At 41.4% G+C, this 1,622-nt stretch carries 3 protein-coding genes; 1 reads left to right on the forward strand and 2 read right to left on the reverse strand.

All coding sequences use genetic code 11. The features are described 5' to 3' along the window. Positions 1–371 (forward strand): hypothetical protein (locus tag AC3AYF_RS20755; RefSeq protein ID WP_487780365.1); only part of this gene is annotated, 371 nt, incomplete at its 5' end. Between the two features lie 115 nt (positions 372–486). Here AC3AYF_RS20755 and AC3AYF_RS20760 read toward each other — a convergent pair. After that, positions 487–1,230: a dienelactone hydrolase family protein gene (locus tag AC3AYF_RS20760; protein WP_487780366.1), complete on the reverse strand. Its 744-nt coding sequence runs from the start codon at positions 1,228–1,230 to the stop codon at positions 487–489. Between the two features lie 128 nt (positions 1,231–1,358). Further along, positions 1,359–1,595, reverse strand: a complete 237-nt coding sequence (locus tag AC3AYF_RS20765) for a sulfurtransferase TusA family protein (RefSeq protein WP_487780367.1) — start codon at positions 1,593–1,595, stop codon at positions 1,359–1,361. Positions 1,596–1,622 lie beyond the last annotated feature (27 nt).

The following is a 1,622-nucleotide window of genomic DNA, read 5'->3' on the forward strand; positions in this document are numbered from 1 at the left end:
AGTATGAATTAGTCCATAGTTTAACGAATAGGGTCTGTAAAATGCAGTATAAAATGATGATTGCACTAGCTTTTATTTTTAGCTCGACCGGCCACGCTGAAGAAATTGAACGTTCAATCATTACCAGCTGTGCTTATCAGGCGGGCACGGCACGTGAAATTCAAACTATTCGTCAAACAGAAGGCGATGATTGGGAGCAGTTTGAGCAGAAGATAATGAAGATTTATGGGGATAGTCAGGGACGTAGTGATTTGCTTGCAATAGCTAAACGTGTTTATTTTCAGCCAACAACTACGCCACCGGACGAGGTCTACGGTGATATTTTTAAAGCATGTCATGAAAGGGCAAGTGGGACTGAATCAGTGTACTAGTACGATAGTTTGATTTGATATGGCGACGTTAAGCCATGCAAACGGTGACACTTTTAGGCAATTCAAGCTGAAGCAACCCAGAGTAGGGTTGCTTCATACATTAGTTTGAATGTGATTAACGTAATGTTCGGCCAAACATGTTCAACGCTAACTGATAGCCTAATTGAGCTGTTTGTGCATCATAACGACCACCATCACCTTCATCACGCATAAAGGCATGTTCAGCGTTAAACTCATGCCAGGTGAATCGAATATCGGTCTCATTTAATTCAGTGTAAATTTTAGCCAGACCTTCTTTGGGTACATGGTTATCCTGCTTGCCCCAAATCATCAATAACTCACCTTTGATGTCGTCGAGACGTTCCATGCTGTGTTGGCCAGGTTTATTAGGAATGTTTTGAATATGTAAGTCAGTGGCATAAAAACAGGCTGTGCCTTTTACTTCTGGTTGTAATGCAGCACGAAATGCCAAATGACCACCAATACAATAGCCCATCGCACCGATATGACCATTGCTCCATGTTTGTTGTTTAGCAAAGTCGATTAACGCCACATTGTCAGTGTCATAACTTTGCACATCCTTGGCTTCTTTATCGGCATTACCTTTTTCACGACCGGCATCGTCATAACCTAATACGGTGCCGATTGGATTTAACTCATGAAACACTTCAGGGACTAACACTGCATAACCGTGACTAGCGATAGTTTTGGCCGCACGTTCAATAGGGCCAGTTTGTTGGAAAATTTCTGAATAAAATAAAACAGTAGGGAAACTGCCTTCACCAACAGGGCGGTGAATATAGGTACGCATCACACCTGTTGGGGTATCAAGATCGGCAATATGGCTCTGAACTTTCATGTTTCTCTCGTTTAGTCGTTAGTTAAATAAAGGCGCTATTGTACAATGCTTCGGACCATTCATCATGGCTTGAACAGGTTCGGATTATGATTAAGTTTTTATCTAATGGAAAAAATATGTTGGCTTTCTCAAGCGGCACCTTTTTCGATGATAAAGATCAGCTCATTGTCTGTTTCAGTTGTATCAATCAATGGGTTTTCAGACATTACACAATAAACAGGTATATCTATAAAGGCACCACGATCTGTAGCAATCACCCGTAATCGTTCTCCTAGCTGCATGGTTGAGAGTACGTTTTTTGTTTTTAACAAAGGGAGAGGGCAGTTAAGACCTGATGTATCAAGCTCGGTATCAAAGTGGGACATCGTGCAATTAAGTGCTTCTAGTTAGTT

This window comes from Salinicola sp., assembly GCF_982684285.1.

What these genes read in the sequence shown, in the direction of transcription:
- AC3AYF_RS20760 (WP_487780366.1), bottom strand. Translation starts at nt 1,230, where the DNA reads ATGAAAGTTCAGAGCCATATTGCCGATCTTGATACCCCAACAGGTGTG.
- AC3AYF_RS20765 (WP_487780367.1), bottom strand. Translation starts at nt 1,595, where the DNA reads ATGTCCCACTTTGATACCGAGCTTGATACATCAGGTCTTAACTGCCCT.